Here is a 3,324-nt window from a genome sequence, read left to right on the forward strand (position 1 = left end):
GCAGCAACAAATTGTTGATACTCATATTGAGTAATATCACCTTCAAGCGGAATATTTACTAGTGCGTCGTCAAAAGCACCTGGTAAATCACCAAGCATTTGATGGAAGCTCTTTGCACTCTTTGTAGATGCAAACCATTCAACGTCAAAGTTGTATGTGCTTGGATCAAGTGATGCCATGTGCTTACCGCTAAACGCAAGTAAATCTTCAGGGATCATATCTTTAAGAGACTGTTCACGAATGCTTTTAATGTAGTCTACTAAACGAAGTTGTTCATCAAGTGCAATAACGTCTTTGTGTTGTTCTACAAATACACTTACAACAGGCCAAGGAGCAATACGTAAAGTTTTAACCTGTAAAAAGCTGATAGCTGAAATAAGCTGGTCGTGTAGCTTTTTAAGTACAGGCAATTGCTGTGGCTCTAGTAAATCGTAGTTCATACGATCTCTGCTAGCATTTAGCAATTCGTAACACCAAGGTAAAAAATCATCAGGGTGGTTTTCTACTTTCACGGCCATAAGGTTAAGGCTTAACTCTGAAGATTGCTTCAGAATGTTCTGATAGATTTGGTTTTCTTGTTCGCCTAGCGTCATTTTTGACGGTGAAATTAGCAGTTTTTTCATGCCTTGTAGAATCTCCGGTTTAGATATATATTTTTTTGCTGGTCTATTTTAGCGCAATTACGCTAATAACAACAGCGCTGTCCTTCATCCGTTGTAATTGAAATGACTAAATCGGTATTTTTGCTAATAAAATGAGACTAACGCTTTAACATGTATTAATCATTTTCATTTAGTACAAGGAGACTCTCAACTAAAATGTTGAGTTGTTTTTAGGGCAACTATGAACGACGGCGTAAGCCGTAATATTTCTACTGTACTTATTGTTTTGCTCGAAAAGTTAATCGTATCAGCGAGCTCTTATTGCGACAATCTGGCAAATTTACAAAAATGTTGCTATTTGGTTTCGCGTATTTTGTTCTTAAATTCTGCTATTGCCTAATAAACGAAAGCCCATGAGCCTAAAATATAATAGCCATATTAAATGTAGCTATTATTAAGAGTGGTATATCAGAAGCAAAAGTGTCAAAAACTAGAACAGCATAATAAAGCGAAGACCACGTACTTAATAAATAATTGTATCAGCGGTATTTAAGTCTTTATTTATAGAGTCTTCAATGCAACCTAGAGGTATTAAAATGTTTCAGGAGCGATTCATACAGAGACTGTAAAATTCAATAAAGTGCTTTTTTATCATAACTACAATGATTTTAAGGCTAACACTCGCTATGATAAGAACATTATTTGCACGTTTGAAAGGACGATCATGAAAACCTTACTTAAAATTGTAGGTGTAATACTTTTACTATGTATAGCACTCATTGCCGCCGCACCGTTTTTAATCCCTACTGATACTATTTTTAATAAAGTGTCGCAGCAGGTAGAACAAACAACTGGGCGTACTCTTACTATTAAAGGTGATAAAACACTTAGCGTATTCCCTGCATTAAAGTTAGAACTTAACGACGTGCATTTTGCAAACATGGAATCAGGTTCGCGCGCCGATATGGCGAGTATGAAACAGCTTGCTGTACACATACCTTGGTTTTCATTATTTGGTGGTGAGTTTAAATTAGATAAGTTTGTTATAAACGAACCAAATATTCTATTAGAAACCGACAAAAATGGTAAAGCTAATTGGCAGTTGTTTGATGCAGTTGCAGAGCAACCTAAAGAGCAAAGCCAATCAGGTGAAGCGATAAAGCTTCCAGATAACTTTGATATTGAATTAGGTGAGGTTGCTATTTATGGCGGTACATTTACTTACCTAGATGGCCAAACAGGTGCTAAACAACAAATTAGTGATTTAGAACTCGCTATTTTACTTCCATCACTTCGTAAAACATTAGAAGTAAAAGGGGGTATTACTTATATGCAGGAGCGTTTTGAGCTTGATATAAAATTAGATACTCCTGCTAAAGCAATTGAAGGTGCTACTTTTAATGTTAAACAAACCTTAGATTCTCGTTTAGTTGATCTAACGTTCGAAGGGAGCATCGCTGGGCAAGGACAAGATATTAAAGGTCAGTTATCACTAAGCGGTGAGTCTGTTAAAAGTATTGCAAAATGGCAAGGTGTAGAGTTAAACGCTAAAGACAATGCTTTTAACGCATTTAGTGTAAACGGTAAAATGCACCTAGCAGGTGAGAAATTTAATTTAGAAGATTTAGTTGCGACGTTAGACGCATTGGAAATAAAAGGTAAGAGCGAGCTTAACCTAGGTAAGCGTTTAGCTGTAAATGCTGATATTGATTTAGGTATGCTTGATTTAAACCCGTACCTGCCTGAAGCAGTAGCAAAACAAGAAGAGCCAGTAGAGCAAAATGATAAGCCTGCGGAGCCAATAGTATGGGATGACACTAAAATTGATCTAAGTGCGTTAAATTCACTAGATGCGAATGTAGTTATTCGTTCAAGTGGATTAAAAGCTAACGATATTAAGTTGGGCGCAAATCAATTTACTGTTGCTTTAAAAAATAGCATTGCAAAACTAAGCCTAGATAGCTTTTCTGCTTATGAAGGGTCAGGTAAAGGCGTTATCAATGTAAACGCACAACAAGTACCTTATAAAATATCAACTAACTTTGACTTAGCTGGTATAGATGCACAGCCTTTATTAACTGATGCGGCAGGTTTTGACAAGCTAATGGGTAAGGGGTCTTTAAATTGGAACCTAAACACAACTGGCCAAAGTCAAAAGTCGTTTATTGGTGCGCTTAACGGAAAACTTGGATTTGAGTTTGCTGATGGAGCCGTAAAAGGTGCGAATATAGCTGAGATGGTTCGTAAAGGTAAGGAACTCATTTCAGGAAACTTTGGTGCTGCGTCTGAAGGGCTGGATACTGGGTTTGAAGAATCAGAGCAAACAGATTTCTCTGCACTGACTGGAAGTTTTAACTTTACTAATGGTGTTGGTAAAAATACTGATTTATCACTTATTAGCCCACTCGTTAGAATATCAGGTGAAGGCGATGTTGATTTACCACAAACAACAGTTAATTACCGTTTGGTTACAGGCATAGTTGGATCAATCGAAGGACAGGGAACCACTGATGACAGCACTGGTTTTAAAATACCACTACGTATAAAAGGGCCTTTCCACGATGTTGGTATAAAGCTTGATGTAGGCAATGCGCTTAAAGATGAAGCTAAGCAGAAGGTTGATGAGGCAAAAGAAAAAGCCAAAGACAAAGCAAAGGATAAGATTAAAGATAAATTAAAAGGTTTATTCGGTTAATCATCTATAGTTAAAACAAACAAGGCA

The 3,324-nt window shown here is 36.8% G+C and carries 1 protein-coding gene and 2 pseudogenes; 1 reads left to right on the forward strand and 2 read right to left on the reverse strand.

Annotated features, from left to right (window positions below):
• Both GQR46_RS17895 and GQR46_RS20715 read right to left on the reverse strand, forming a co-directional pair.
• Positions 1 to 623, reverse strand: a pseudogene (locus GQR46_RS17895) (hypothetical protein); the annotation flags it as partial.
• Between the two features lie 155 nt (positions 624 to 778).
• A pseudogene (locus GQR46_RS20715) lies at positions 779 to 932 on the reverse strand (transcriptional regulator).
• Positions 933 to 1,326: 394 nt separating this feature from the next.
• On the opposite strand from GQR46_RS20715, the gene GQR46_RS17905 reads away from it, so the two are divergent.
• Entirely contained in the window at positions 1,327 to 3,297 is a 1,971-nt protein-coding gene (locus GQR46_RS17905; RefSeq protein ID WP_165741833.1) for an AsmA family protein, read from the forward strand.
• Positions 3,298 to 3,324: the final 27 nt, after the last annotated feature.

It is taken from the genome of Pseudoalteromonas sp. Z1A6 (assembly GCF_011378745.1).
Classification (GTDB): Bacteria; Pseudomonadota; Gammaproteobacteria; order Enterobacterales; family Alteromonadaceae; genus Pseudoalteromonas; species Pseudoalteromonas arctica.